1 protein-coding gene and 1 pseudogene are annotated in these 1,160 nt (G+C 64.7%); both read left to right on the top strand.

Translation table 11 applies throughout. The features are described from left to right. Positions 1–801, top strand: an 801-nt coding sequence (locus EOA60_RS33950) for a GlxA family transcriptional regulator (protein ID WP_164899808.1), incomplete at its 5' end; no start/stop codon positions are given. An 86-nt stretch (positions 802–887) separates the two neighbouring features. Continuing rightward, positions 888–1,160, top strand: a pseudogene (locus EOA60_RS33945) (hypothetical protein); the annotation flags it as partial.

Genomic DNA, 1,160 nt, shown 5'->3' with positions numbered 1-1,160 from the left:
GTCATGGCTTCCAACGGCCTTCCGCTCAAGATCGACTATTCAGTCGCCGACATGCCGCCGGTCGATATCCTGTTCGTCTCGGTCGGGCTCACCACCGAGTTCCCCGGCAAGAGCAAGGTGCTGGCGGCGCTGCGCAGCTGGGGCCGCCGCGGCAACGCGCTCGGCGCGCTCTCGGTCGGCTCCTATCTGCTCGCCGAGGCCGGCCAGCTCGACGGCTACCGGTGCACTATCCACTGGGAAAACCGCGCCGGCTTCATGGAGCGTTTTCCGGACATCAACTGCACCGGCAACGTTTTCGAGATCGATCGCAAGCGCTACACCTGCGCCGGCGGCACCACCTCGATCGATCTGATGCTGGAGATCGTGCGCGGCGATTTCGGCTCCAACCTCGCCAATGGCGTCGCCAACCAGTTCCAGCACGAGCGTATTCGCTCAGCCGGTGACCGCCAGCGCGTCGGACCTGAGCGCGACCTCACCGGCAAGTCGGAGAAGCTGAGACGTATCGTCGAGCTGATGGCCGACCATCTCGATGAGCCTTTGTCGGCGGTGCAGCTTGCCAAGTCGGCGGGCCTGTCGGTGCGCCAGGTCGAGCGCCTGTTCCTGCGCCATCTCAACGTGACGCCGGGCCGCTACTACATGCGGCTCAGGCTCGAGCGGGCGCGCGAATTGCTGCGCCAGACCAACATGCCGATTCTCGACGTCGCGATCGCCACCGGCTTCACCTCCCACTCCTATTTCGCGCAAAGCTACCGGCTGCAGTTCGGCCGTCCGCCGTCGGAAGAGCGCCGAACCACCTATTGAGCGACTTGCCGGCCGTCGGGCTTGTCTGCAAAGCCCGGCTCAAATAGCTTTCCCGGCGCGGACGGGGGTTCACTCAGGAGATTTTCATGGCGGGACTGGCACGGAGCGTCGCTGCGGCGATCCTCCTTTTGTCGATGACCACCTTTGGCTTTGCCGCCAACAAGGTCATCATCATTCTCGATGCATCCGGCTCCATGTGGGCCCAGATAGACGGCAAGCCGAAGCTCGAGATCGCGCGCGAATCGCTGCGCACGGTGCTGCAGTCGGTGCCGGGCGACGACGAGATCGGCTTCATGGCCTACGGGCATCGCCAGAAAGGTAGCTGCGCGGACATCGAGCTGATCGTGCCGCCGCAGGCG

This window comes from Mesorhizobium sp. M1A.F.Ca.IN.020.06.1.1, from assembly GCF_004023265.1.
Lineage (GTDB): Bacteria > Pseudomonadota > Alphaproteobacteria > Rhizobiales > Rhizobiaceae > Mesorhizobium.
Note: the sequence above shows the minus strand (reverse complement) of the source record. Positions and strands in the feature narration are given on the sequence as shown.